The sequence below is a fragment of the Bacteroides salyersiae genome, from assembly GCF_031172035.1.
Lineage (GTDB): Bacteria > Bacteroidota > Bacteroidia > Bacteroidales > Bacteroidaceae > Bacteroides > Bacteroides salyersiae.
This window is the reverse complement of record NZ_CP133452.1, coordinates 5272100-5298044: the sequence shown is the minus strand read 5'-3', so window position 1 is coordinate 5298044 and position 25945 is coordinate 5272100. Positions and strand designations below refer to the sequence as shown.

The window sequence follows — 25945 nt, the reverse complement described above, 5'->3', positions numbered from 1 at the left end:
ATTGTTATTAGTGCGATGTCGGTCTGCTTTTGGCTGCCTATTTACAAATTTATTAAAAAAAGAATATGAGAAAGAATCTATTGTGTTTTGCAGCGCTGATAAGTGCTTTTTTGTTTGCTTCCTGTTCTGGAGGTAGTAAGAGTAAGTCTGTTTCTGCCACGACGGCAGATGTTGAAAATGCGGCTGAGGTAATTCAGTATTATAATACTTCGCTCAATGTTTTGAGCAATATGGTGAAAGAAAAAGATGTGAATGCAGTTTTGGGATATATGGAACAAAAGGGTAAGGTGCCCACAGTGCTCGCCATTGCTCCGCCTGCTGTTTCGGAAAAAGATACTCTCGCCTTGATGAATCCGGGCAGTTGCTTTAATGAGGCGACCCGGCAGAATTTGAAACAAAGTTATGTCGGGCTGTTCAATGCGCGGACGAAGTTTTATGCAAATTTTGACAGGTATCTGTCTTATCTGAAAGCAAAAGACTATTCTAAAGCCGATAAACTTTTGGATGTTAACTATCAGTTAAGTAAGGAGATGGCTGAATACAAACAGAATGTTTTTGATATTTTGAGCCCTTTCACCGAACAGGCAGAGCAGGTGGTTCTGGCAGATAATCCGTTGAAAGATCAGATAATGGCAGTTCGTAAAATGTCTTCTACAATGCAGAGTATAATCAATTTGTATGCTCGTAGGCCGGTTTTTGAAGGTGCTCGTATCGATTATAAATTAATTGAATTGAAAGATCAGTTAGAGGCTGCTAAGAAACTTCCGGCTATTACCGGAGATGAGAGTGCGATGAAATCTTATCAGGCTTTTCTGGATCAGGTTGAAATTTTTATCAGTAAAGTACAGAAAGTGAGCGAAAAAGCAGAGTATACCGATGCCGATTATGAGATGTTGACCAGTGCATACGAAACGTCTGTCATCTAAATCCTGAAAAAAATGTATCTTTGTACCGGTTTTATACTTTTAATAGATTAAGATTATGAATAAAGTGATTATTAATTCGTATGCGGATTTTGAGAAACTGGTAGGTCAGCAGATTGGAGTTTCTGATTATTTGGAAGTCCCTCAGGACCGTATTAGTCTTTTTGCAGATGCAACGCTGGACCATCAATGGATTCATGTAGATACAGAACGTGCTAAGACGGACAGTCCTTATCACAGTACTATTGCGCATGGTTATCTTACCTTGTCTCTTCTCCCATATTTGTGGAGCCAGATTATCGAGGTGAATAATCTGAAAATGATGATTAATTATGGAATGGATAAGATGAAGTTTGGACAAGCGGTATTGGCTGGGCAGAGTGTTCGTTTGGTTGCAAGTCTTCATTCATTGACTAATCTCCGTGGTGTGGCTAAAGCCGAGATTAAATTTGCTATTGAAATTAAGGATCAACCCAAGAAAGCACTTGAGGGTATTGCCATATTTTTGTACTACTTCAATTAACGAAGTGTGGGTGAGTCTGTGAAGTAATATATCGAAACACCTTGTTTGCTTCTTCGTGATTGGAAAAAAGGGGTACTGTTTACTATTTGAAGTGTGCCCCAAAAGTTTTATGTCTAACTTTTGGGGTGCACTTCATTTTTTGCCTTGTCCACTCTTTTGCCTTGTCCACTCTTTTGCCTTGTCCACTTTTTTGTGTAAATATCAAACTTCAGTATTCAAGTTTTATACTTGATTCCTGTTTTTTTCCTCATTCCATTTTTTCTTTTTAATCTGTGTTTTTTCTGTTCCCACAAAATAGTAGGCAGTAGCCACCAAATAGTGAGCATCCTCTTTTTAACATCGTTAATTTCTTTTTTTTATCCCCTCCTGTATCCGGCCTCCATTTCCCCTTCCTGTCAATATTTGTCACAAGGCTTCTTCCTTTCTCCATCCTGAAAGGCTCCTTTTCTCTATTGAAAAATAGATACATCCGTCTTCTTTCTTAATGTGCTGTTTACCAACCTCTTGTCTTTTCTTCTTTTTTCCCGTAGAGAATCTCCCCGTTCCTCTACGAGTCTCCCTTCCTTCCTCTACGGGTTTCCGTCCTTTTCCCGTAGAGTCTCCTTTCCCTTGTTTCTAATCCGTTACATCCCCCTCTTTCCTCCCTTCCTTTCCCTTTCTCCTTGTGTAATGATAAATGCTTCTCCATGCGGCAACGGATTCTTTTCCATAGACCTTCCCTCCCTTTCAATCCGTTTCTTTCTTCATCGTCCCCTTTTTTCCTTCATTTTTCCCTTTTCACGCGCGTATATATATTATAATGTGTAGCCCTTTTTCCCTTCCTTTCCCTTCCTCTGTTTTTATGTTCTACAACATGTTTCATAATCAGCCCCTTACATATTTATTTTCATTTTATTCAAAAATAAACATTGAAATCTTTTGCTTGTATCGTAAAAAGGCCTACTTTTGCATCCGCTTAGCTGAAGAGCCTGAGCCTGTTTCTTTGACATATTGAAAGCGCATTCTCCAAGTTAACGGTTTAAACAAAAAAACTCCCTGAAAGTTTTGGAAGTAAAACAATAAATTCGTTATCTTTGCAGTCCGGTTCGCAAAAAAAAAGGTCGGTTTGGTGTGTCGGTTCTTTCTTTCCCTTTCGCAAGAGAGTCTTAGAGTAGAAAATCCGCAACCCGAAAAAAAAACTTCCGAAATATTTGGCGGTTTAAAATAAACCCCTTACCTTTGCACCCGCTTTTGAAAACAAAGCAACCATAGTTCTTTGAAATATTGATAAACAATACAAGTAGTACGATTCTGTCTTATTAAGTTATGACAGATTAAAAATTTAGAACCGTCAATGCTTATTAATATAGGTATTTAGAATGACGTCAATAGATTTACGGTATCCTGAACAGAGCAATATACTGCCGCGTTTTAATTGTTGATTCATTAATGATTGATTCGTGCAGTCACAATACTTTTACAATGAAGAGTTTGATCCTGGCTCAGGATGAACGCTAGCTACAGGCTTAACACATGCAAGTCGAGGGGCATCAGGGTGTAGCAATACACCGCTGGCGACCGGCGCACGGGTGAGTAACACGTATCCAACCTGCCCTTTACTCGGGGATAGCCTTTCGAAAGAAAGATTAATACCCGATGGTATAACATGACCTCCTGGTTTTGTTATTAAAGAATTTCGGTAGAGGATGGGGATGCGTTCCATTAGGCAGTTGGCGGGGTAACGGCCCACCAAACCTTCGATGGATAGGGGTTCTGAGAGGAAGGTCCCCCACATTGGAACTGAGACACGGTCCAAACTCCTACGGGAGGCAGCAGTGAGGAATATTGGTCAATGGGCGAGAGCCTGAACCAGCCAAGTAGCGTGAAGGATGACCGCCCTATGGGTTGTAAACTTCTTTTATATGGGAATAAAGGGTGCCACGTGTGGCATTTTGTATGTACCATATGAATAAGGATCGGCTAACTCCGTGCCAGCAGCCGCGGTAATACGGAGGATCCGAGCGTTATCCGGATTTATTGGGTTTAAAGGGAGCGTAGGTGGACATGTAAGTCAGTTGTGAAAGTTTGCGGCTCAACCGTAAAATTGCAGTTGAAACTGCGTGTCTTGAGTACAGTAGAGGTGGGCGGAATTCGTGGTGTAGCGGTGAAATGCTTAGATATCACGAAGAACTCCGATTGCGAAGGCAGCTCACTGGACTGCAACTGACACTGATGCTCGAAAGTGTGGGTATCAAACAGGATTAGATACCCTGGTAGTCCACACAGTAAACGATGAATACTCGCTGTTTGCGATATACAGTAAGCGGCCAAGCGAAAGCATTAAGTATTCCACCTGGGGAGTACGCCGGCAACGGTGAAACTCAAAGGAATTGACGGGGGCCCGCACAAGCGGAGGAACATGTGGTTTAATTCGATGATACGCGAGGAACCTTACCCGGGCTTAAATTGCAAATGAATATGCCGGAAACGGCATAGCCGCAAGGCATTTGTGAAGGTGCTGCATGGTTGTCGTCAGCTCGTGCCGTGAGGTGTCGGCTTAAGTGCCATAACGAGCGCAACCCTTATCTTCAGTTACTAACAGGTCATGCTGAGGACTCTGGAGAGACTGCCGTCGTAAGATGTGAGGAAGGTGGGGATGACGTCAAATCAGCACGGCCCTTACGTCCGGGGCTACACACGTGTTACAATGGGGGGTACAGAAGGCCGCTACACAGCGATGTGATGCCAATCCCTAAAGCCCCTCTCAGTTCGGATCGAAGTCTGCAACCCGACTTCGTGAAGCTGGATTCGCTAGTAATCGCGCATCAGCCACGGCGCGGTGAATACGTTCCCGGGCCTTGTACACACCGCCCGTCAAGCCATGGGAGCCGGGGGTACCTGAAGTACGTAACCGCAAGGAGCGTCCTAGGGTAAAACTGGTGACTGGGGCTAAGTCGTAACAAGGTAGCCGTACCGGAAGGTGCGGCTGGAACACCTCCTTTCTGGAGCGATGCCGTAAAGGGCGTCCATTTCCGGTTCTGAATGTACTACTGGTACTTGTTTATTTATAGCATATAGATCGACCGTCTATATTATATTATAGATAGAGATAAACAAGAGAAAGAAGAAGCCGAGCCGCATGGCGAGGTTGAACTAGTCCTATAGCTCAGTTGGTTAGAGCGCTACACTGATAATGTAGAGGTCGGCAGTTCAACTCTGCCTGGGACTACTTCCGCAAGTCGACGCCTGGTGGATTGCGGGTTTGAAACTAAGTTTTCAACTCTCAACTTCCAACTTTCAACTTGTACGAAGGGGGATTAGCTCAGCTGGCTAGAGCATCTGCCTTGCACGCAGAGGGTCAACGGTTCGAATCCGTTATTCTCCACTCCGCTTCGGATTGCCGGTTGTCAAAGGACGACTGACAGTTTAGGGCAAACGATCTTTGACATGATGTACAAAAAGTAAATTTTAGTAAAGAGCTAAAAGTATATATCAAACCGTAGTGTTTCGATTTTGGATTCCTGATTATTGATTTTTAAATTCTTAATTATTGATTTCAAATCGATCCGGTGATATGAAGAAAGTAAGAAAGGGCGCATGGCGGATGCCTTGGCTCTCGGAGGCGATGAAGGACGTGATAAGCTGCGATAAGCTGCGGGTAGGTGCAAATAACCTTTGATCCGCGGATTTCCGAATGGGACAACCCAACCGGTTGAAGACCGGTTATCTATCCAATGATAGAGGCTAACGCAGGGAACTGAAACATCTTAGTACCTGCAGGAAAAGAAAATAAACAATGATTCCCCTAGTAGTGGCGAGCGAACGGGGATTAGCCCAAACCATGGATGTCACGGCATCCATGGGGTTGTAGGACCACGATGTCGCAAGACATCTGACGAATGGAATCCTCTGGAAAGAGGAGCCGTAGACGGTGATAGCCCGGTACATGAAGTCAGACGAAGCGTAGTGGTATCCTGAGTAGCGCGGAGCACGAGGAATTCTGCGTGAACCAGCCGGGACCATCCGGTAAGGCTAAATACTCCCGAGAGACCGATAGCGAACCAGTACTGTGAAGGAAAGGTGAAAAGCACTTCGAATAGAAGAGTGAAATAGTCCCTGAAACCGTGCGCCTACAAGCGGTCGGAGCTGTTTTAAACAGTGACGGCGTGCCTTTTGCATAATGAACCTACGAGTTACTTTTACTGGCAAGGTTAAGCATCTTGAGATGTGTATCCGAAGCGAAAGCGAGTCTGAACAGGGCGTATAGTCAGTAGGAGTAGACGCGAAACCAAGTGATCTACCCTTGGGCAGGTTGAAGGTTAGGTAACACTAACTGGAGGACCGAACCGATAAGCGTTGAAAAGCTTCCGGATGACCTGAGGGTGGGGGTGAAAGGCTAATCAAACTTGGAGATAGCTCGTACTCCCCGAAATGCATTTAGGTGCAGCCTTGTGAGTTACTAATGTGAGGTAGAGCGACTGATAAGATGCGAGGGCTTCGCCGCCTATCAAGTCTTGATAAACTCCGAATGCGCATTAGTCCTATCACAGGAGTGAGGGCATGGGTGCTAAGGTCCATGTCCGAAAGGAGAAGAATCCAGACCATCAGCTAAGGTCCCCAAATAAATGCTAAGTTGAACTAACGAAGTCAGATTGCTAAGACAGCTAGGATGTTGGCTTGGAAGCAGCCATTCATTTAAAGAGTGCGTAACAGCTCACTAGTCGAGGAGTTTGGCGTGGATAATAATCGGGCATCAAGCATTTTACCGAAGCTATGGGATACGTAAGTATCGGTAGGGGAGCATTCCACTCTGCGTCGAAGGTGAAGCGCGAGCTTTGCTGGAGCGTGTGGAAAAGCAAATGTAGGTATAAGTAACGATAAAGGGGGTGGGAAACCCCCTCGCCGAAAGACTAAGGTTTCCTGATCAACGCTAATCGGATCAGGGTTAGTCGGGTCCTAAGGCTCAGCCGAACGGTGATGCCGATGGCAGAACAGGTTAATATTCCTGTACTACCTTAAGGAGTGACGTGGAGACGGAGTCGTGACAGCGCCGCGGACTGACGGAATAGTCCGTTGAAGGGTGTAGATGTTGATTGCGGCAGGCAAATCCACCGCAAGAGTCGAACCTGATAGTATGGAGCGTTCTTCTGAACAATCCAATAGTGCGTGTAATCATACTCCCAAGAAAATCCGCTAAACTTAATCCTTGAGGTACCCGTACCGTAAACGGACACACGTAGTCGGGTTGAATATACTAAGGCGCTTGAGTGATTCACGGTTAAGGAACTAGGCAAATTGACCCTGTAACTTCGGGATAAAGGGTCCCTGCTGAGAGGTAGGGCGCAGAGAATAGGTCCAGGCAACTGTTTAACAAAAACACAGGGCTGTGCAAAATTGAAAGATCACGTATACAGCCTGACACCTGCCCGGTGCTGGAAGGTTAAGAGGAGATGTCATCGCAAGAGAAGCATTGAATTGAAGCCCCAGTAAACGGCGGCCGTAACTATAACGGTCCTAAGGTAGCGAAATTCCTTGTCGGGTAAGTTCCGACCTGCACGAATGGTGTAATGATCTGGACACTGTCTCAACCGTGAGCTCAGTGAAATTGTAGTATCGGTGAAGATGCCGATTACCCGCGATGGGACGAAAAGACCCCGTGAACCTTTACTATAGCTTAACATTGAATTTGGGTAATTGATGTGTAGGATAGGCCGGAGACTTTGAAGCGGGTACGCCAGTATCTGTGGAGTCGCTGTTGAAATACGGCCCTTTGATTATTTGAGTTCTAACTCGTTGTCACGAGGACACTGTTTGGTGGGTAGTTTGACTGGGGTGGTCGCCTCCAAAAGTGTAACGGAGGCTTCTAAAGGTGCCCTCAGGACGATTGGTAACCGTCCGCAGAGTGTAATGGCATAAGGGCGCTTGACTGGGAGACTCACAAGTCGATCAGGTAGGAAACTAGAGCATAGTGATCCGGTGTTTCCGCATGGAAGGGACATCGCTCAAAGGATAAAAGGTACTCCGGGGATAACAGGCTGATCCCTCCCAAGAGCTCATATCGACGGAGGGGTTTGGCACCTCGATGTCGGCTCGTCACATCCTGGGGCTGGAGAAGGTCCCAAGGGTTGGGCTGTTCGCCCATTAAAGTGGCACGCGAGCTGGGTTCAGAACGTCGTGAGACAGTTCGGTCTCTATCTATCGTGGGCGTATGAAATTTGCGTGGCTCTGACACTAGTACGAGAGGACCGTGTTGGACTGACCTCTGGTTTACCGGTTGTGCCGCCAGGTGCATTGCCGGGTATCTAAGTCGGGATTGGATAAGTGCTGAAAGCATCTAAGTACGAAGCCAGCCACAAGATTAGATTTCTCAGGGTCGTCAGAGACGATGACGTTGATAGGAGGCAGGTGTAAAGGTAGTAATATCAAAGCCGAGCCTTACTAATTGCCCGTTGACTTTCTTTTTGTCACGATGGTTTCATATATACGTTTAGCCTGCTGCTGCTGCGGCTTTTGAATTTACTTTTTTCCGTCATGTCTACCTTATTCAGGTGACTATAGCACCGGGGTTCCACCTCTTCCCATTCCGAACAGAGAAGTTAAGCCCGGTCACGCCGATGGTACTGCGTAACAGTGGGAGAGTAGGTAGTCGCCGTTTTTTTTCTGAAGGATCCCCTTGCAACCCGGAATACGGGGGCAAGGGGATTTTCGCGTTTATTTTGTATGTATCGCAGATTTTCTTATCTTTGCGGCATCAACTTTTATTAATTTAATGTTTAAAGCAAAATTTTTAAGTATGAAAACTAAATTATTTCTGGCTGCTCTTGCAGTTTCATTCTCTTTTGCATTGACTTCTTGTGGTAACAAACCTGCAAATTCAGAGGTGACTTCAGAAACGGTAGAAGTAGAAACGGTAGAAGCTGCTGCGACAGCTCCTTGTTGTAAAGCTGATTCTGCTGCTTGTGATTCGACGAAAGCATGCTGCAAGGACAAAGAAGCATGCTGCAAGGACAAAGCAGATTGCGAAAAGAAAGCAGATTGCGAAAAAAAATGTGACAAAAAGTAAGCTACGGTATTTAAACGTGTAAATGAATGGGAATAAGACATGTATATGTGTTTTATTCCCATTTTTTATTATAGAAATTCACAGGATTTTGTGATATATTTATTGATAAATAGCAATTATTCTTATGGAATGATATTTTTTTGAATAAAAAAGTAACGTTTTATTTGGTGGGAAAGAAATAATCTCTACCTTTGCATCGTCAAAATATAAAAGAAGACAATAACATGAATCAATCATTTATATATATTCTATTGTGTGGTATTATTATTCTACTGGCAGGGCTTAGTGGAAGTGAGTGTCGCGTATAGATGTGTATGATGAAAATATACGAAAGCCTTTCTCACTTCCCGGTGCGAAAGGCTTTTTTGATGATGTATAATCCGATAAAAACAATAAAAAACAATGAGTGACAGATTATTTATTTTCGACACCACGCTTAGGGATGGTGAACAGGTTCCGGGATGCCAGTTGAATACAGTAGAAAAAATTCAAGTAGCGAAGGCGCTGGAAATACTGGGTGTAGATGTGATTGAAGCGGGGTTTCCCATTTCCAGTCCGGGTGATTTTAATTCAGTAATCGAAATTTCTAAAGCGGTGACATGGCCCACGATTTGTGCTTTGACACGTGCGGTGCAAAAGGATATTGATGTGGCGGTGGATGCTTTGAAATTTGCCAAGCGTAAACGTATCCATACAGGAATCGGTACATCTGATTCTCATATCAAGTATAAATTTAATTCGAACCGTGAAGAGATTATCGAGCGTGCGGTAGCAGCAGTGAAATATGCCCGTCGCTTTGTGGATGATGTAGAGTTTTATGCGGAGGATGCCGGCCGTACGGATAATGAGTATTTGGCCCGTGTGGTTGAAGCCGTTATTAAGGCAGGGGCTACTGTAGTGAATATTCCGGATACAACCGGCTATTGCCTGCCCTCGGAATACGGTGCGAAAATCAAATATCTGATGCAACATGTGGCGGGTATTGAGAAAGCGATCTTGTCTACACATTGCCATAATGATTTGGGTATGGCCACTGCTAATACGATAGCCGGAGTTTTGAACGGTGCCCGTCAGGTGGAAGTGACCATTAATGGTATTGGTGAACGTGCCGGAAATACTGCACTTGAAGAGATAGCCATGATTATCAAGAGTCATCATGAAATCGATATTGAAACGAATATCAATACACATAAAATTTATCCGACGAGCCGGATGGTATCGAGCTTGATGAATATGCCTGTACAGCCTAACAAAGCGATTGTCGGACGAAATGCTTTTGCCCATTCATCGGGGATCCATCAGGATGGTGTGTTGAAGAATGTACAGACTTATGAAATTATCGACCCGAAAGATGTGGGCATTGATGATAACTCCATTGTATTGACGGCCCGCAGTGGACGTGCTGCTCTGAAGAATCGTCTTTCTGTGTTGGGAGTGACGCTTGATCAGGATAAATTGGATAAGGTATATGAAGAGTTCTTGAAGCTGGCTGATCGTAAAAAAGATATTCATGATGATGATATTCTTGTATTGGCAGGAGCCGATCGCAGTCAGAACCATCGTATTAAATTGGAATATCTTCAGGTGACGAGCGGAGTGGGAGTTCGTTCCGTTGCCAGTCTCGGATTGAATATAGCCGGTGAGAAGTTTGAAGCGGCCGCCAGTGGAAATGGGCCGGTAGATGCTGCTATTAAGGCGTTGAAACGAATAATAGACCGTCATATGACTTTGAAAGAGTTTACGATTCAAGCAATCAGTAAAGGTAGTGATGATGTAGGTAAAGTACACATGCAGGTAGAATATGATAACCAGATGTATTACGGCTTTGGTGCCAATACCGATATTATTGCCGCATCCGTAGAAGCCTATATCGACTGTATCAATAAGTTCAGCAAATAGACAACAGGAGTTAGAGTATTTCAATCGTAATTTGTAAATTGTAAAATCGTAAATAAACAAATGAATACATTATTTGATAAAATCTGGGATGCACACGTGGTAACTACGGTGGAAGATGGTCCTACACAACTTTATATCGACAGATTGTATTGTCATGAGGTAACCAGTCCGCAAGCTTTTGCAGGATTGCGTGCACGTGGAATTAAATGTTTCCGTCCGGAAAAGATATATTGTATGCCGGATCATAATACGCCGACGCATGATCAGGATAAGCCGATCGAAGATCCTGTTTCCAAAACACAGGTGGATACCTTGACAAAGAATGCGAAGGATTTCGGTCTGACTCATTTCGGGATGATGGATAAAAGGAACGGTATCATACATGTAGTCGGTCCGGAGCGTGGGTTGACTTTGCCGGGTATGACGATTGTCTGCGGAGATTCGCATACTTCTACTCATGGAGCAATGGGGGCAGTGGCTTTCGGTATCGGAACCAGTGAGGTAGAGATGGTATTGGCATCACAGTGTATTTTGCAGTCGCGTCCAAAAACGATGCGTATCACGGTGGATGGAAAACCGGGTGAAGGAGTTACTGCCAAAGACATTGCACTTTATATGATGTCGAAGATGACGACCAGTGGTGCAACCGGATATTTTGTGGAATATGCGGGGGAAGCGATTCGTAACTTGACGATGGAAGGTCGTCTGACACTTTGTAATCTTTCTATTGAGATGGGCGCACGCGGTGGCATGGTAGCTCCGGATGAAGTTACATTCGAATATATCAAAGGTCGTGAAAATGCACCGAAAGGTGAAGAGTGGGAGAAGGCGTTGGCTTATTGGAGAACGTTGAAGAGTGAAGAGAATGCCGTTTTCGATAAGGAGGTGCGCTTTGATGCTGCGGATATCGAACCGATGATTACTTACGGAACAAATCCGGGTATGGGTATGGGAATCACACAATTTATCCCGACTACAGATGATATGAATGAAACGACGAAGGCGTCTTTTATCAAATCTTTGGATTATATGGGTTTTCGGCCGGGAGAGTCTTTATTGGGTAAGAAGATTGACTATGTATTCCTGGGGGCTTGTACCAATGGGCGTATTGAGGATTTCCGGGCATTTGCTTCTCTGGTGAAAGGACGGAAGAAAGCCGATCATGTGATTGCATGGTTGGTTCCCGGTTCTTGGATGGTAGACGAGCAGATTCGGGAAGAGGGATTGGATAAAATTCTGGAAGAAGCCGGTTTTGCTATCCGCCAGCCGGGTTGTTCGGCTTGTCTGGCAATGAATGATGATAAAATACCGGCAGGCAAATATTCCGTATCTACCAGCAACCGTAACTTTGAAGGCCGTCAGGGACCGGGGGCGCGTACATTGCTGGCAAGTCCGCTTGTTGCTGCTGCGGCAGCGGTGACCGGGGTGATTACCGATCCGAGAGAAATGATGAGATAGGATTTTCGATTGGACGATTTACCGTTTACGGTCGAAGTAAGTTCGTAAATCGGGATCGTCTGTGTAAGTCAAAAGTAATATCAATCGTAAATAGTAAATCGTAAATAAAAAAGATGAAAGCAAAATTCAATATACTGACAAGTACATGTGTACCTCTGCCATTGGAAAATGTAGATACAGATCAGATTATACCGGCACGTTTTCTGAAAGCGACGACGAAAGAGGGGTTTGGAGAAAATCTGTTTCGCGACTGGCGTTATGACAAACAGGGAAATAAGATCGAATCATTTGTACTGAATGATCCTACTTATGGCGGTCAGATTCTGGTAGCCGGAAAGAATTTCGGTTCGGGTTCGAGCCGTGAGCATGCTGCGTGGGCCATTGCCGATTATGGCTTTCGGGTGGTGGTGAGTAGCTTTTTTGCCGATATTCATAAAAATAATGAGTTGAACAATTTTGTGTTGCCCGTGGTGGTAACCGAAGAATTCCTGGCAGAACTGTTTGATTCTATTTTCAAGAATCCGAAGACGGAAGTAGAGGTGAACTTGCCGGAGCAGACCATAACCAATAAAGCCACCGGGAAAAGCGAATCTTTTGAAATCAATGCGTATAAGAAGCATTGCCTTATGAATGGATTGGATGATATAGACTTCTTGCTGACAAACAAAGAAAAGATAGAACAATGGGAAAAGGCGTCAAAATAGAAATCATGGACACAACCCTCCGCGACGGTGAACAGACCAGTGGAGTGTCTTTTGTGCCCCATGAAAAACTAATGATAGCCCGACTGTTGCTGGAAGAACTGAAGGTAGACCGTGTGGAGGTGGCTTCGGCACGGGTGTCTGAAGGGGAATTCGACGCGGTAAAGATGATCTGTGACTGGGCGGCCCGTAGAAATCTGCTGCAAAAGGTAGAGGTCTTGGGATTTGTGGACGGTCGTACTTCGCTGGATTGGATTCATGCTACCGGATGCCGTGTCATCAATTTATTGTGTAAAGGCTCGCTGAAGCACTGTACTTATCAGTTGAAGAAAACTCCTGAAGAGCATATTGAAGATATTCTTGCCGTAGTGGATTATGCCAACGAATTGGATATCGAAGTCAATGTGTATCTTGAAGACTGGAGTAACGGTATGAAGGATTCTCCCGAATATGTGTTTCGGATTGTCGATGCATTGAAACAGACCAGTATCAAACGTTTCATGTTGCCTGATACGTTAGGTGTTCTGAATCCGTTGCAGGTGATCGAGTTCATGCGGAAGATGAAGAAGCGTTATCCGGATACCCACTTCGACTTCCATGCTCACAATGACTATGACTTGGCGGTGAGTAATGTGCTTGCTGCCGTGTTGAGTGGCGTGAAAGGGCTTCATACTACCATCAATGGTCTGGGCGAGCGTGCGGGCAATGCTCCTTTGGCAAGTGTGCAGGCTATCCTGAAAGACCATTTCAATGCTATTACCAATATTGATGAGAGCCGTCTGAACGATGTAAGCCGGGTAGTGGAATCTTATTCCGGTATTGTGATACCGGCCAATAAGCCGATTGTTGGTGAGAATGTATTCACACAGGTAGCCGGCGTGCATGCGGATGGCGACAATAAGAGTAACCTTTATTGCAATGATCTTTTGCCCGAACGTTTCGGGCGGATACGCGAGTATGCTTTAGGAAAAACTTCCGGCAAGGCGAACATACGTAAGAATCTCGAAAGCTTAGGACTCGAGTTGGATGAAGAATCTATGAGGAAAGTAACCGAACGTATCATCGAGCTGGGTGATAAGAAAGAACTCGTGACGCAGGAGGATCTTCCGTATATCATTTCTGATGTATTGAAGCACGATGGCATGAATAATAAGGTGAAACTCAAGAGCTATTTTGTGACGTTGGCAAGCGGATTGAAGCCTATGGCTACATTGAGTGTTGAAATAGACGGGCAGGTGTACGAAGAGAGTTCATCCGGTGACGGTCAGTACGATGCTTTTGTGCGTGCATTGCGCAAAATATACAAAGTGACCTTGGGACGTAAATTCCCGATGCTGATAAATTATGCCGTGAGTATTCCTCCCGGAGGCCGTACCGATGCTTTCGTGCAGACGGTCATCACTTGGAGTTTCGGTGAGAAAGTATTCCGTACCCGTGGATTGGACGCTGACCAGACAGAAGCAGCCATCAAGGCTACGATTAAGATGCTGAATATAATAGAAGAATATTAATAATAGTGATAAAAGTGGTTAGTGATAAGTGATTGGCGGAAAACAACCGGTAATTACTATCCGTTAACCGCTTGTCACTAATCACTAATTTACTAATTAACATGGATTTTAAAATTGCTGTATTAGCGGGAGACGGCATCGGGCCGGAGATTTCCGTACAAGGTGTGGAGGTGATGAGTGCCGTTTGTGAGAAGTTTGGACATAAAGTAGATTATGAATATGCTATTTGCGGTGCGGATGCGATAGATAAGGTAGGCGATCCTTTTCCGGAAGAGACTTTCCGGATATGCAAGGATGCTGATGCCGTGCTTTTTTCTGCCGTAGGTGATCCGAAGTTTGATAATGATCCTACTGCCAAGGTGCGTCCGGAGCAGGGATTGCTGGCTATGCGCAAGAAGTTGGGGCTTTTTGCAAATATACGTCCCGTCCAGACTTTTAAATGCTTGGTTCATAAGTCGCCTTTGCGTGCCGAACTGGTAGAAGGGGCTGATTTTCTTTGTATCCGCGAATTGACCGGTGGTATGTATTTCGGTGAAAAATACCAGGATAACGACAAGGCTTATGATACGAACATGTATACCCGTCCCGAGATAGAACGTATTTTGAAGACGGCTTTTGAATATGCGATGAAGCGCCGTAAGCACCTCACGGTGGTAGATAAGGCAAATGTGCTTGCTTCCAGCCGTTTGTGGCGTCAGATCGCACAGGAGATGGCACCTGCTTATCCTGAAGTGACCACAGATTATATGTTTGTGGATAATGCGGCTATGAAGATGATACAGGAACCGAAATTCTTTGATGTGATGGTGACGGAAAATACTTTCGGAGACATTCTTACGGATGAAGGTTCGGTTATCAGTGGTTCTATGGGATTGCTGCCTTCAGCTTCGACCGGTGAAAGTACTCCGGTATTCGAGCCGATTCACGGTTCATGGCCACAGGCGAAAGGATTGAATATTGCCAATCCGTTGGCGCAGATTCTTTCGGTAGCTATGCTTTTCGAGTATTTCGACTGTAAAGAAGAGGGAGCACTGATCCGCCGGGCGGTGGACGCTTCTTTGGATGCTAATGTACGTACTCCGGAGATACAGGTGACCGGTGGTGAAAAATATGGTACGAAAGAGGTAGGAGAGTGGATTGTCGATTATGTTCGAAAGGCAGCCTCTCCCCAGCCCTCTCCGTGGGAGAGGGAGCTAAGTTAGTCTTGAATCGATTCAGAAGACAGAAGAACAAAAGAACATATTTCCTGCATAGCTTTTATAGGTATCTTATTTGTTCTTCTGTCTGAAAAATAGTAATTAGCTCATGGTTAATCAGTTTTGAAGCCTCTCCCCAACCTTCTTCGTAAGAGAGAGCGTACAGATACTATTGTTTATCAATTAGTTACAAAACTAACTTAGCTCCCTCTCCCACGGAGAGGGCTGGGGAGAGGCTGCCGTTTTATATTGTATGTATCGCCGAATAGATCAGGATTCCCACAGTAGTCAATAGTCCGATATAAATGGGAACCTCTGTCTGCCGGGCATTTCTGAAATCTTCTTTTGTCACCTTTCGTAGCAGATAGTACATAAGTGCGGCACCGCACAAACCTACCAGCATCCCTACTATCAGGTCTCCCGGATAATGTAATCCTAAATAGATGCGGGTATAGCAATTGACAGTAGCCCATATACAGATGAACAGGCTGAGCCATCGTTTACGGAACAGGAATACGAGGAAAAAAGCCAAGCCGAACGAATTGGAAGCATGGCAGGACGGGAATCCGAAACCACCGCCCCGTCTTCCGTTGACGATATGTACCAGGTCGGCAATCGGACTTGCCGGATTGGAGGGTCGGGGACGTTCTACGATCGGACGGATAAGGGTGGCGCAAACTTGATCGGCGAATGTGATGGTAAGGGTGATTGCTATCAGGCAAAGCAGGGTAACTTTCCAGTTATAGTTTTTCAATAATACGTATAATATGCCGGCGTACATCGGTACCCATATCCACTTGCCGGTAAAGACCGGCATGAAATAATCACCGAATGTATTGTGCAGCCCGTTCAGATAAAGCAGCAGGCTCTGGTCTGCTTCGGTGAGTGATTGTAATAGTTGGTATGTCATCTTTGTGGTTTTTTAATGTTTATCTTTTAGCGAGGTCGTCGTATAGTTTCTGCAAGTATGCTTTTCCTTTATTCAGATTTTCACCTTGGTGTGTTCCTTCATCCATCGCAACTGTATTTGATTCACAGTTGAATACCACTTCATTATCGGCTGTAACCATTCCGAATATATTGGGGAAAGTGAAAAATGCGAAATGAGGTGAAGACGGATTAAGGATGTTTTTGCTGAAAGTAAAATCATCGTGAGGTAGTCCTAACTGTGCCAGTAAGGTGGCGGCTATGTCGATTTGTGAGCCGTAAGCTGTAATTCTCTGCGGTTCTTTTACCGCACCTCCGGTCAGGATTAGGGGAATGGTATAGCGCTCGGGCGAAAGATGGTCTATACTTTCGGGGTATACACCTAAATGATCGGGTACGAAAAGAACGACACTGTTTTTCCAAAGAGGGGTTTCTTTGAGTTGGCGTACAAAATCTCCGGCACAACTGTCGGTATAGGCGAAAGCATTCAGTTTGGCATTCGACAATTTGCTGTAAGGTACTTCGAATGGCTCGTGACTGCTGGACGTCTGTAAAATCTTGAAAAAAGGCTCCTGTTGCGGTTCGGTCTTTAAGTCTGTCAAGATCCGGTGGAACAGGATGTGATCGTGTACTCCCCATTTACTGAGACGTTCGGAGACGGGAAAATCATTTTGGGAAACGATCTTTTCAATCCCGGTAGATACCAGATACGAACGCATGTTGGTGAAATCGGCATCGCCTCCGTAGTAATATTGCAGGTCGTATCCTGCTTTCTTCAGACTGGCAGGAATGGAAGGAAGACTCTGTGTTTTACGGGTATATTTCATGATACTCGTAGTAGGCTGGGCGGGGTATCCGCTAATGATGGATACCAAGCCCCGGTCGGTGCGGAAGCTGTTGGCATAGAAATGGGTAAACAGGATACCTTCTTTGGCAAATTCGTCCATATTGACCGCTATACCGGGTTCACCACCGAGTGTTTCCATCAAATGTGAAGAAAAACTTTCGAGTATGATCATGATAATGTTAGGACGTTCCGTGTTGAACAAGCGGGGGATGGAATCTGTCACGGGCTTATCCGTCAATTCGGAAAATAAAATATCTGCCTCTTCAGCAGGCATAAAGCGATATTGTTTATCGAAATCCGCCTGTCTGGAAAAGGAATCCAACAGGCTGAAAGCCGGATTGATGGCGGCATGGTTCAACCGTTGGTCGGCACTGAAAAAAACTCTGCCTAAATTCATGGTTGATACGCTGAATCCTCCGCGTATTGGGATAAAAAGCAGACCGGTAGCCAACAGGAGTACTCCGGATACGCTCAAACGGCGATAAGGTATCTTTAACGGACGTTTTTCGTTAACCAGTATCCATGAGAAGACGAAATATAAAAGTGCTGCATAAACCGCCATCGCAAGAATGCCTCCGGCCACCACCCATAGGCTGACGCTGGCAAGAGCATCTTTGGGAGAAGAGAAGAAATAAAACAATGGTGTGGTATCGAGCCGGAAACCCCAATAACCATATAGGCCGAGGTCGCTTATAAATATGCAGGAGAGCAATATGGATATGATGGTGAAATAGATGCGGCGTATCAGTTGTAATATCCGTGAGTCTGTCCATGCGGATGCTATCAGCAGTAACCCGGGAAGAATGGTCAGATATCCTGCCAGTGACAGATCGAGTGGAAGCCCGTGTCCGATTACACTGAACCAGTCCGTCCATGACACCTTATTATATAAGGTATAATAATAAGCCATGAAAATGGGTTTTTGCAGAATAAAGATAAATACAAAAAGAAAATAGGTAGTAATGAATTGTATAAGTCTTCTCTTCATACGATATACTTAAAAAGATTGAACGCAGGCAAAGGTACTATACTTTTCTTTATCTTTGCACATTAACTGATGTAAAACAGTGATAATTATGAAAAAAGTAGCAAAGAATCTGATAGGATTGATCGGGCATACTCCATTGATGGAGCTGTCCGGATATAGCGCCAAGTATGGTTTGGAAGGAAATATTGTGGCCAAACTCGAAGCCTTTAATCCTGCCGGAAGTGTGAAGGACCGTGTTGCGCTTTCGATGATAGAAGATGCCGAGGAACGGGGACTTTTGAAGCCGGGAGCCACCATAATAGAGCCTACAAGCGGTAATACCAGTGTCGGGTTGGCGATGGTAGCTACCATCATTAAAGGTTATCGTCTGATACTGACCATGCCGGAGACAATGAGTCTTGAACGCCGGAATCTGCTGAAAGCGTTAGGAGCGCAGATTGTGTTGACGGATGGTATGGCCGGCATGTCCGGTTCTATTGCAAAAGCACAGGAACTGAAAGCTACGATTCCCGGTTCGGTCATATTACAGCAATTTGAGAACCCTGCCAATGCGGCTGTACACGAACGTACCACAGGAGAAGAAATATGGGAAGATACCGGAGGACAGATTGCTGCTTTCGTTGCCGGGGTAGGAACCGGTGGAACTATCTGTGGTGTGGCTCGTGCATTGAAAAAACACAATTCCGATGTTTATGTAATGGCTGTTGAACCTGCCGCTTCTCCGGTGTTGGCTGGCGGTGTGGCTGCCCCTCACCGGATACAGGGAATCGGTGCCAATTTTATTCCGAAGATTTATGATGCTTCCGTGGTAGATGAAGTAATGGGAGTACCCGATGATGAAGCGATACGTGCCGGGCGCGAACTTGCTGCTACGGAAGGATTATTGGCCGGTATTTCTTCCGGTGCAGCCGTTTATGCGGCGCGGAAGTTAGCGGAACGTCCGGAGTTTGCCGGCAAGATGATTGTAGCATTATTGCCCGATACGGGGGAGCGCTACTTGTCGACGGAGTTGTTTGCATTCGATGCGTATCCGTTGGACTGAATAATTGGCCAATGTGGCAATGTGCCAATATGCCAATTGGGGAATTGAAAGAATGAATTGGATAATTAATAAATTATTCATTGGACATTGGTATATTATATGCATTGGTATATTATTTAGCGCAGCCAATTGGCACATTGGCATATTTGCACATTATTAAATTATTAGTATGATGAAGTCAATCTTTGTTTTTTCCCTCCTCTTTTTCTCTTCTTTGACGGTTTCCGCTCAAACCTATCGTGAACTTTCTGAAAAGGCGATAGACTGTATAGAAAGAGACAGCTTAGCGCAGGCAGAAGATCTGCTGGTACAGGCTATGAAACTCGAACCGTCCAATCCTCATAATGCGTTGCTGTTTTCCAATCTCGGATTGGTGCAGCGTCGGTTAGGACGTTATGATGATGCGCTTCAATCGTATACTTATGCATTGAATATCGCTCCTAATGCCGTACCTATCTTATTGGATCGTGCTGCTATTTATATGGAGAAAGGAATGACCGATCGTGCTTTTCTGGACTATTCCGAAGCGCTCGAGTCCGATAAGGGCAATAAGGAAGCTTTATTGATGCGGGCCTATATCTATACTGTCCGGCGTGATTATAAAGCGGCGCGTCTCGACTATGACCGGTTGTTGGAACTGGATTCTAAGAGTTATGCCGGCCGTCTCGGGTTGGCTACTCTCGAACAGAAAGAAGGCAAATTCCGGGAAGCTCTTGAACTGGTAAATAAATTGCTGGTAGAAAATCCGGATGACGCTACTCTTTATGTGGCCCGTGCCGATATAGAACGGGAGATGGAACATTTGGAACTGGCTCTTGTCGATCTTGAAGAAGCGATTCGCTTGTCTTCATCATTGATGGATGCTTATTTGCTTCGTGGTGACATTTATCTGCTTCAGAAGAGGAAAGCACTTGCCAAAGCCGATTATGAAAAGGCGATTTCTCTCGGAGTACCGCCGTCTGATCTGTATGAGAAGCTGAAACAATGTAAATAAGTTGCTTGGATGCGGGGCGTTTCGTAATTGTGAGATGATCGTCTCATAACTGTGAGACGCACGTTTCTCAATTGAGTGACGATCGTCTCACAACTGTGAAACACTATATATTACCGTATCTTATTCGGTATTTTCCGTTATCTTTCATTTGAATTGACGTATCAGTTCGATGAACTCCTTACCGTACTTTTTCTTTTTATACTCTCCTATACCACTGATACTACCGAATTCCTCGATTGTTGTGGGTTGTGCCATACTGAGCAGGTGCAGTACTTTGTCCGATAAAACTATATAGGCGGGAATTGCTTCTTGTTCGGCTAATTGTTTGCGGAGTCCGCGTAAAGCTTCGAACAAATCTTTGTTCTCAGTTGTTGTTAGTCCCAAAGGCAGTTCTTTATTGACAACCACCTTTTTTCCCCTCCTTTTGGAGGTTGTGTTTTCTTCTCGTCGGATGGCCACTAATTTTGTCTTTTTTCGTCCAAATAGTATGTCATTTCCGATTTCCGTAATTTTCAAATGATTATTTTCATTATATGCAATTTCGAAAAAGCCCATTTGCAGAATTTGTAATAAATAGTCTTGCCAGTCTCTGGCTGAAATATCACGTCCGACTCCAAAAGTTTTTAGCTTTTCGTATCCTCTTTCTACGAGTTCGGAGGAAAATGATCCACGCAAAATGTCAATTAACATGCTTGTTCCTATCTGTTCTCCGGTACGCGCAATTGCACTGAGTGCTTTTTGCACAATTATCGTGCCATCGAACTGTTCCGGAGGGTTTCGGCAAACATCACAATTACCACAATCCTTTTCTACTTTCTCGCCGAAATAGCTCAGAAGAATCCGTCTCCTGCAAATGTTGGCTTCTGCATATTGCTGCATCCGTTGCAGCTTCTCCAGATTGATTGATTGCTGGTTGCTTTCAGTGGCAAATTTAGTGAGCAGGATCAAGTCTCCCAAAGAATAGAAAAGGAGGGTGTCGCTTGGCATTCCGTCTCGCCCGGCCCGGCCTATTTCCTGATAAAAGCTCTCGATACTTTTGGGAAGATTATAGTGGATCACCCAACGGACATTTGATTTGTCAATCCCCATTCCAAAGGCAATTGTGGCGCAGACCACCTGTATACGGTCATTGATGAAATCGTCCTGCGTTGCATCCCGTTGCTGGGTTGAAAGCCCCGCATGATAGACTCCGCAGCGTATTCCGTGTTTCTGTAACATCTGCGCTACGGTCTCTGTTTTACTGCGGCTCATGCAATATATGATGCCGCACTCACCGGCGTGCCGGTCGATAAATTCCAGTATGGTCCTGCTTTTTTCTTTCTGTTGGTATCCCCGTTTCACGGCCAGGCTAAGGTTGGGGCGGTCGAAAGAAGAGATAAACACTTTCGGATCGGTGAGATGCAGTTGGCGTATGATGTCTTCACGCGTGATCTTATCGGCTGTGGCTGTCAGTGCGATAATAGGTATATGCGGGAATACCTGATGTAATATGCCCATTTGAGCATACTCAGGGCGGAAATCATGCCCCCATTGCGAGATGCAGTGTGCTTCGTCGATGGCAAAGAGAGAAAGATGCATATCCCGCAGCAGATAGTCGATTTCGGTGATCAGTTTTTCGGGAGATATATAGAGGAGTTTCAGTTTGCCTTCGATGCAGGCACGCCGCAGATTGGCATTTTCGGTTTCGTCATTGCTACTGTTCAGTGCTCCTGCGGCTATTCCGTTGGCCCGGAGCGTTTCTACTTGGTCTTTCATCAATGATATAAGCGGAGATACCACGACGGCAGTACCTTCGCAAAGCAGCGCAGGGAGTTGGTAGCAGATCGATTTTCCTCCTCCGGTGGGCATTAATACCAGGCTGTCTTTCCGATCCAGTAAATTCTGGATAATCTCTTCTTGCAGGGGGCGGAAACTTTCATAACCGAAGTAGGTTTTCAGTGTTTGGATCATGGTTCGTATTTTGAAACTTTTTGCAAAGGTACTATTTTCTTCGGTCTATCATCTATATTGATAGATGATGGCAGGAAATTAAATAATCTGTGATCGAAAACACCCCCTCCGGAAGTTAAAGTTTCTTATTCTCTATGTTCTTTCTCACAAATTTCATCATTTTGATAGTTCAGTTATAAAAAATATATACTCAAAAGTTGCATATGTGAAAATAATGTCCGAAATTTGTGACATGGAAATATTGCTCCATTGTAGCAATAATTAAAAACAAACCCTAACCAGTTAATTTCAATGAGTAATTTAGAAAACAAAAAACAGGAAGAGACTCCGAAGAAGCGCCCTTATAACTTGAGGGAGAAGAAAGAGAAGAAAGCAGCGTATCGTTCTTTAATCAGACCGGAACTTGCAGATGAATTGTATGACAAGATATTGAATATCGTTGTCGTTCAGAAGAAGTACAGAGATCCTGACTATTCTGCAAAGGATTTGGCGAAAGAACTGAAAACGAATACGCGTTATTTATCCGCAGTAGTTAATTCTCGTTTCGGCCAGAATTATTCTTGCTTGCTGAACGAATACAGAGTGAAAGACGCTTTGCATTTGTTGACAGACAAGAGATATGCAGATAAGAATGTGGAAGAAATCAGTGCAATGGTTGGTTTTGCTAACCGTCAGTCTTTCTATGCCGCTTTCTATAAGAATGTAGGTAAGACTCCTAATGGTTATCGCAAAGAACACCTTGAGAGCAAGAAGTAACAACGTATTTAATATGTAGAATAGAAAAGGAAATATTCCGGGCTGAAAAATCCCGGGATACTTCCTTTTTGTGATTTGGGGCTTCTCCCCAGCCCTCTCCGTGGGAGAGGGGGTGTAGATACTATTTATTATTTATTAACCGGTAATCAAGCTAACTTAGCCCCCTCTCCCACGGGGAAGGCTGGGAAGAGGCTTTCCCCCTTTTTATGAAAAAGCATCTTATTATTTCGATGGCTGTAACCGCTACTGTGCTAACGTCATGCGGCGGTGCCAAAACAACGACTGCCCAGGCAGATAAATTTGATTATACAGTGGAACAATTTGCCGATTTACAGATATTGCGCTACCGGGTTCCCGGATTTGAGGACCTGTCGCTGAAACAGAAAGAATTGATTTATTATCTCACGGAGGCTGCACTCGAAGGACGTGATATCCTCTTTGATCAGAATGGAAAGTATAACTTGCGTATCCGGCGAATGCTGGAAGCCGTATACACTAACTACAAGGGAGACAAGAACAGCGCCGATTTTAAAAATATGGAGACGTATCTTAAACGGGTATGGTTCTCTAACGGCATTCACCATCATTATGGTTCGGAGAAGTTCGTACCTGGTTTCTCTCAGGATTTCCTTAAACAGGCGGTGACGGGCATCGATGCTTCCTTGCTTCCTCTCTCTGAAGGTCAGACAAAGGAGCAATTGTGCGAAGAAATATTCCCGGTGATTTTTGATCCGGCTATTCTGCCTAAACGGGTGAATCAAGCCGATGGTGAAGATCTGATACTGACCTCTGCCTGTAACTATTATGATGGAGTGACTCAGGCGGAAGCGGAAGCTTTCTACAATAAGATGAAAGATCCGAAAGATGAGACGCCGGTTTCATACGGCTTAAACAGTCGTTTGGTAAAAGAGAATGGTAAGATACAAGAGAAAGTATGGAAAGTTGGCGGACTTTATACGCAAGCCATTGAAAAGATCGTCTATTGGTTGAAGAAAGCCGAAGGGGTGGCCGAAGATGAGGCACAGAGAGCTGCCATCGGTAAGCTGATCGAGTTTTATGAGACGGGCGACTTAAAGACTTTTGACGAATACGCCATTTTGTGGGTGAAAGACTTGAACTCCCGTATTGATTTCGTAAATGGTTTTACCGAAAGCTATGGTGATCCGCTCGGCATGAAGGCCAGTTGGGAATCTCTTGTTAATTTCAAGGATTTGGAGGCTACACACCGTACGGAAGTGATTAGCAGCAATGCGCAATGGTTTGAAGATCATTCTCCGGTAGATCCCCGGTTCCGGAAAGATCAGGTGAAAGGAGTTTCTGCGAAAGTGATAACTGCAGCTATCCTTGCCGGTGATCTTTATCCTGCAACGGCTATCGGCATCAATCTGCCTAATGCGAACTGGATACGTGCGCACCATGGTTCCAAGTCCGTAACCATTGGAAATATCACGGATGCTTATAATAAAGCTGCCCACGGTAATGGCTTTAACGAAGAGTTTGTATACAGTGATGCGGAGATCGCACTGATAGACCGGTACTCGGACTTGACGGATGAACTGCATACCGACTTGCACGAATGTTTAGGGCATGGTTCCGGTAAATTGCTTCCGGGAGTCGATCCGGATGCCTTGAAGGCTTACGGTTCTACCATTGAAGAGGCGCGTGCCGATCTTTTCGGATTGTATTATGTGGCTGATCCGAAACTGGTCGAGTTGGGGCTGCTTCCCAGCAATGAAGCGTATAAAGCGCAGTATTACACTTATCTCATGAACGGGCTGATGACACAATTGGTACGTATCCAGCCGGGTAATACGGTGGAAGAGGCACATATGCGTAACCGTCAGCTTATCGCCCGTTGGGTATTTGAGAAAGGTGCTGCCGATAAAGTGGTAGAGTTGGTGAAGAAGGACGGTAAGACTTATGTGGCAGTGAATGATTATGAAAAAGTACGTCAACTTTTCGGCGAGTTGCTGGCGGAGATTCAGCGTATTAAATCTACCGGTGATTTTGCGGCTGCCCGTGCATTGGTAGAAGATTATGCCGTGAAAGTAGATCCTACTCTTCATGCAGAAGTCTTGGAACGCTATAAGAAACTTAATCTTGCCCCATACAAGGGATTTGTGAATCCTAAATATGAGGCGGTAACGGATGAGAACGGGGCAGTAACTGATGTTACCGTAACTTATGACGAGGGATATGCAGAGCAGATGTTACGTTATAGTAAGGACTACTCTCCATTGCCTTCTGTGAATTAGTTGCAAGCTACGAACTGTGAGTGGTACGCGTGGTTAATATGTTGTATATTAGTATTGTAACCTCTGCTTTGTGGTCTGTAACCTGTAACTTGTAACTAAAAAAACAATGGATATAAAAGAACAACTGAAAGATATCAAGACACAACTCCGGCTTTCGATGAACGGGGTTGTGTCTCAAAGTATGCGTGAGAAGGGCTTAAACTATAAACTTAATTTCGGGGTGGAGTTGCCTCGGATCAAAAGTATAGCAGCTGCATATGAGAAGAATCATGAACTGGCACAAACCCTATGGAAAGAGGATATTCGTGAGTGTAAAATTCTTGCAGGATTGTTACAGCCGGTAGAGACTTTCTTTCCGGAAATCGCAGATATATGGGTAGAGAACATGCCGAATATCGAGATAGCGGAGCTTACCTGTATGAATCTTTTTCAACACTTGCCTTATGCTCCGGCCAAATCATTCCATTGGATCGCTTCGGAAGAGGAGTATGCGCAGATTTGCGGTTTCCTTACTATTGCCCGTTTGCTGATGAAAAAAGGGGATATGGCCGAGCGTCCTGCCGGAGAATTTCTGGATCAGGCTGTTTGTGCTGTTCTTTCCGGCAGCTATCATGTGCGTAATGCCGCTTTGCTTGCCATCCGTAAATATATGCAGCACAGTGAAGAACACGCATTCCAGGTCTGCCGTCTGGTAGAAGGCATGAAAGATTCATCCGTAGAAGCCGAACAGGTATTATATAATACGGTGAAAGAAGAGGCCTCTCCCCACCCCTCTCCGTGGGAGAGGGAGCTAAGTTAGTTTTGTAACTAATAATAGACGATAGTATCTGTACTCCCTCTCCCACGGAGAGGGGTGGGGAGAGGCCACATCTTATTTTCATATTATTCTTCATATTATTTTTGCTTTCTATAAAAAAGGCTTAACTTTGTTGG

Annotated in this window: 16 protein-coding genes, 2 tRNA genes and 3 rRNA genes; 18 read left to right on the top strand and 3 right to left on the bottom strand. The window is 44.7% G+C overall.

All coding sequences use genetic code 11. The features are described from left to right. Positions 1-65: 65 nt before the first annotated feature. The 13 genes from RB604_RS20300 to leuB all read left to right on the top strand — a co-directional run bounded on the left by RB604_RS20300 (position 66) and on the right by leuB (position 15259). Positions 66-926 carry a DUF6845 domain-containing protein gene (locus RB604_RS20300; RefSeq protein WP_007482450.1) on the top strand — a complete coding sequence of 287 codons (861 nt, stop codon included), beginning with the start codon at positions 66-68 and terminating at the stop codon, positions 924-926. 55 nt (positions 927-981) lie between these two features. Then, positions 982-1446: a MaoC family dehydratase gene (locus RB604_RS20295; protein ID WP_005933164.1), complete on the top strand. Its 465-nt coding sequence runs from the start codon at positions 982-984 to the stop codon at positions 1444-1446. Between the two features lie 1458 nt (positions 1447-2904). Beyond that, positions 2905-4427 (top strand): 16S ribosomal RNA (locus RB604_RS20290). Between the two features lie 153 nt (positions 4428-4580). Continuing rightward, positions 4581-4654 (top strand) — tRNA-Ile (locus RB604_RS20285). Between the two features lie 82 nt (positions 4655-4736). Next, a tRNA-Ala gene (locus RB604_RS20280) sits at positions 4737-4810 on the top strand. Positions 4811-5002: 192 nt separating this feature from the next. After that, positions 5003-7887 (top strand): 23S ribosomal RNA (locus RB604_RS20275). A gap of 82 nt (positions 7888-7969) precedes the next feature. Next, positions 7970-8080, top strand: a 5S ribosomal RNA gene (rrf, locus tag RB604_RS20270). Together the 16S, 23S and 5S rRNA genes with 2 tRNA genes alongside form the textbook arrangement of a ribosomal RNA operon. 138 nt (positions 8081-8218) lie before the next feature. Next, positions 8219-8488 carry a hypothetical protein gene (locus RB604_RS20265; RefSeq protein WP_007481356.1) on the top strand — a complete coding sequence of 90 codons (270 nt, stop codon included), beginning with the start codon at positions 8219-8221 and terminating at the stop codon, positions 8486-8488. Positions 8489-8890: 402 nt separating this feature from the next. Further along, positions 8891-10387 (top strand): 2-isopropylmalate synthase, encoded by a 1497-nt coding sequence (locus tag RB604_RS20260; RefSeq protein WP_007481357.1) that lies wholly within the window; start codon positions 8891-8893, stop codon positions 10385-10387. Between the two features lie 60 nt (positions 10388-10447). Beyond that, on the top strand, positions 10448-11845 hold the full coding sequence (gene leuC, locus RB604_RS20255) for a 3-isopropylmalate dehydratase large subunit (protein ID WP_007481358.1): 1398 nt from the start codon (positions 10448-10450) through the stop codon (positions 11843-11845). 113 nt (positions 11846-11958) lie between these two features. Continuing rightward, entirely contained in the window at positions 11959-12549 is a 591-nt protein-coding gene (leuD, locus tag RB604_RS20250) for a 3-isopropylmalate dehydratase small subunit (RefSeq protein WP_007481360.1), read from the top strand. Then, the gene (locus RB604_RS20245; protein WP_007481362.1) at positions 12528-14057 is read left to right on the top strand and encodes a hydroxymethylglutaryl-CoA lyase-like TIM-barrel protein; all 1530 of its coding nucleotides are present in this window, start codon (positions 12528-12530) and stop codon (positions 14055-14057) included. Before leuD ends, RB604_RS20245 begins: the two co-directional genes overlap by 22 nt. Before the next feature lie 101 nt (positions 14058-14158). After that, on the top strand, positions 14159-15259 hold the full coding sequence (gene leuB, locus RB604_RS20240) for a 3-isopropylmalate dehydrogenase (protein WP_005929391.1): 1101 nt from the start codon (positions 14159-14161) through the stop codon (positions 15257-15259). A gap of 238 nt (positions 15260-15497) precedes the next feature. On the opposite strand, the gene RB604_RS20235 is transcribed toward leuB, so the two are convergent. Both RB604_RS20235 and RB604_RS20230 read right to left on the bottom strand, forming a co-directional pair. Beyond that, positions 15498-16163, bottom strand: a complete 666-nt coding sequence (locus RB604_RS20235) for a phosphatase PAP2 family protein (protein WP_005929393.1) — start codon at positions 16161-16163, stop codon at positions 15498-15500. Positions 16164-16182: 19 nt separating this feature from the next. Next, complete coding sequence (locus RB604_RS20230; protein ID WP_172680703.1) at positions 16183-18015, bottom strand: LTA synthase family protein; 1833 nt, start codon at positions 18013-18015, stop codon at positions 16183-16185. A gap of 88 nt (positions 18016-18103) precedes the next feature. Here RB604_RS20230 and cysK point away from each other — a divergent pair, with 88 nt between their 5' ends. Together cysK and RB604_RS20220 are read left to right on the top strand one after the other, a co-directional pair. Beyond that, a complete protein-coding gene (gene cysK / locus RB604_RS20225; protein WP_309007098.1) occupies positions 18104-19057 on the top strand; it encodes a cysteine synthase A in 954 nt (317 codons plus the stop codon). Between the two features lie 172 nt (positions 19058-19229). Next, the gene (locus RB604_RS20220; protein WP_007481371.1) at positions 19230-20051 is read left to right on the top strand and encodes a tetratricopeptide repeat protein; all 822 of its coding nucleotides are present in this window, start codon (positions 19230-19232) and stop codon (positions 20049-20051) included. Positions 20052-20195: 144 nt separating this feature from the next. Here RB604_RS20220 and recQ read toward each other — a convergent pair whose 3' ends face one another. Continuing rightward, positions 20196-22001, bottom strand: coding sequence for a DNA helicase RecQ (gene recQ, locus RB604_RS20215; protein ID WP_007481373.1), 1806 nt, complete (start codon positions 21999-22001; stop codon positions 20196-20198). A gap of 291 nt (positions 22002-22292) precedes the next feature. Between recQ and RB604_RS20210 the strand changes: the two genes are divergently transcribed. The 3 genes from RB604_RS20210 to RB604_RS20200 all read left to right on the top strand — a co-directional run bounded on the left by RB604_RS20210 (position 22293) and on the right by RB604_RS20200 (position 25811). Then, complete coding sequence (locus RB604_RS20210) at positions 22293-22757, top strand: helix-turn-helix domain-containing protein (protein WP_005929403.1); 465 nt, start codon at positions 22293-22295, stop codon at positions 22755-22757. 206 nt (positions 22758-22963) lie between these two features. After that, positions 22964-25012, top strand: coding sequence for a dipeptidyl-peptidase 3 family protein (locus tag RB604_RS20205; protein WP_044094046.1), 2049 nt, complete (start codon positions 22964-22966; stop codon positions 25010-25012). Between the two features lie 106 nt (positions 25013-25118). Beyond that, positions 25119-25811, top strand: a complete 693-nt coding sequence (locus RB604_RS20200) for a DNA alkylation repair protein (protein ID WP_005929406.1) — start codon at positions 25119-25121, stop codon at positions 25809-25811. Positions 25812-25945 lie beyond the last annotated feature (134 nt).

Excerpts from the sequence above, each read along its gene's own strand:
- RB604_RS20200 (WP_005929406.1), top strand. The coding sequence starts at position 25,119 with ATGGATATAAAAGAACAACTGAAAGATATCAAGACACAACTCCGGCTT.
- RB604_RS20265 (WP_007481356.1), top strand. The coding sequence starts at position 8,219 with ATGAAAACTAAATTATTTCTGGCTGCTCTTGCAGTTTCATTCTCTTTT.
- RB604_RS20210 (WP_005929403.1), top strand. The coding sequence starts at position 22,293 with ATGAGTAATTTAGAAAACAAAAAACAGGAAGAGACTCCGAAGAAGCGC.
- leuC (WP_007481358.1), top strand. The coding sequence starts at position 10,448 with ATGAATACATTATTTGATAAAATCTGGGATGCACACGTGGTAACTACG.
- RB604_RS20235 (WP_005929393.1), bottom strand. The coding sequence starts at position 16,163 with ATGACATACCAACTATTACAATCACTCACCGAAGCAGACCAGAGCCTG.
- RB604_RS20295 (WP_005933164.1), top strand. The coding sequence starts at position 982 with ATGAATAAAGTGATTATTAATTCGTATGCGGATTTTGAGAAACTGGTA.
- leuD (WP_007481360.1), top strand. The coding sequence starts at position 11,959 with ATGAAAGCAAAATTCAATATACTGACAAGTACATGTGTACCTCTGCCA.
- RB604_RS20300 (WP_007482450.1), top strand. The coding sequence starts at position 66 with ATGAGAAAGAATCTATTGTGTTTTGCAGCGCTGATAAGTGCTTTTTTG.
- RB604_RS20245 (WP_007481362.1), top strand. The coding sequence starts at position 12,528 with ATGGGAAAAGGCGTCAAAATAGAAATCATGGACACAACCCTCCGCGAC.
- RB604_RS20220 (WP_007481371.1), top strand. The coding sequence starts at position 19,230 with ATGAAGTCAATCTTTGTTTTTTCCCTCCTCTTTTTCTCTTCTTTGACG.
- cysK (WP_309007098.1), top strand. The coding sequence starts at position 18,104 with ATGAAAAAAGTAGCAAAGAATCTGATAGGATTGATCGGGCATACTCCA.
- recQ (WP_007481373.1), bottom strand. The coding sequence starts at position 22,001 with ATGATCCAAACACTGAAAACCTACTTCGGTTATGAAAGTTTCCGCCCC.
- leuB (WP_005929391.1), top strand. The coding sequence starts at position 14,159 with ATGGATTTTAAAATTGCTGTATTAGCGGGAGACGGCATCGGGCCGGAG.
- RB604_RS20205 (WP_044094046.1), top strand. The coding sequence starts at position 22,964 with ATGAAAAAGCATCTTATTATTTCGATGGCTGTAACCGCTACTGTGCTA.
- RB604_RS20260 (WP_007481357.1), top strand. The coding sequence starts at position 8,891 with ATGAGTGACAGATTATTTATTTTCGACACCACGCTTAGGGATGGTGAA.
- RB604_RS20230 (WP_172680703.1), bottom strand. The coding sequence starts at position 18,015 with ATGAAGAGAAGACTTATACAATTCATTACTACCTATTTTCTTTTTGTA.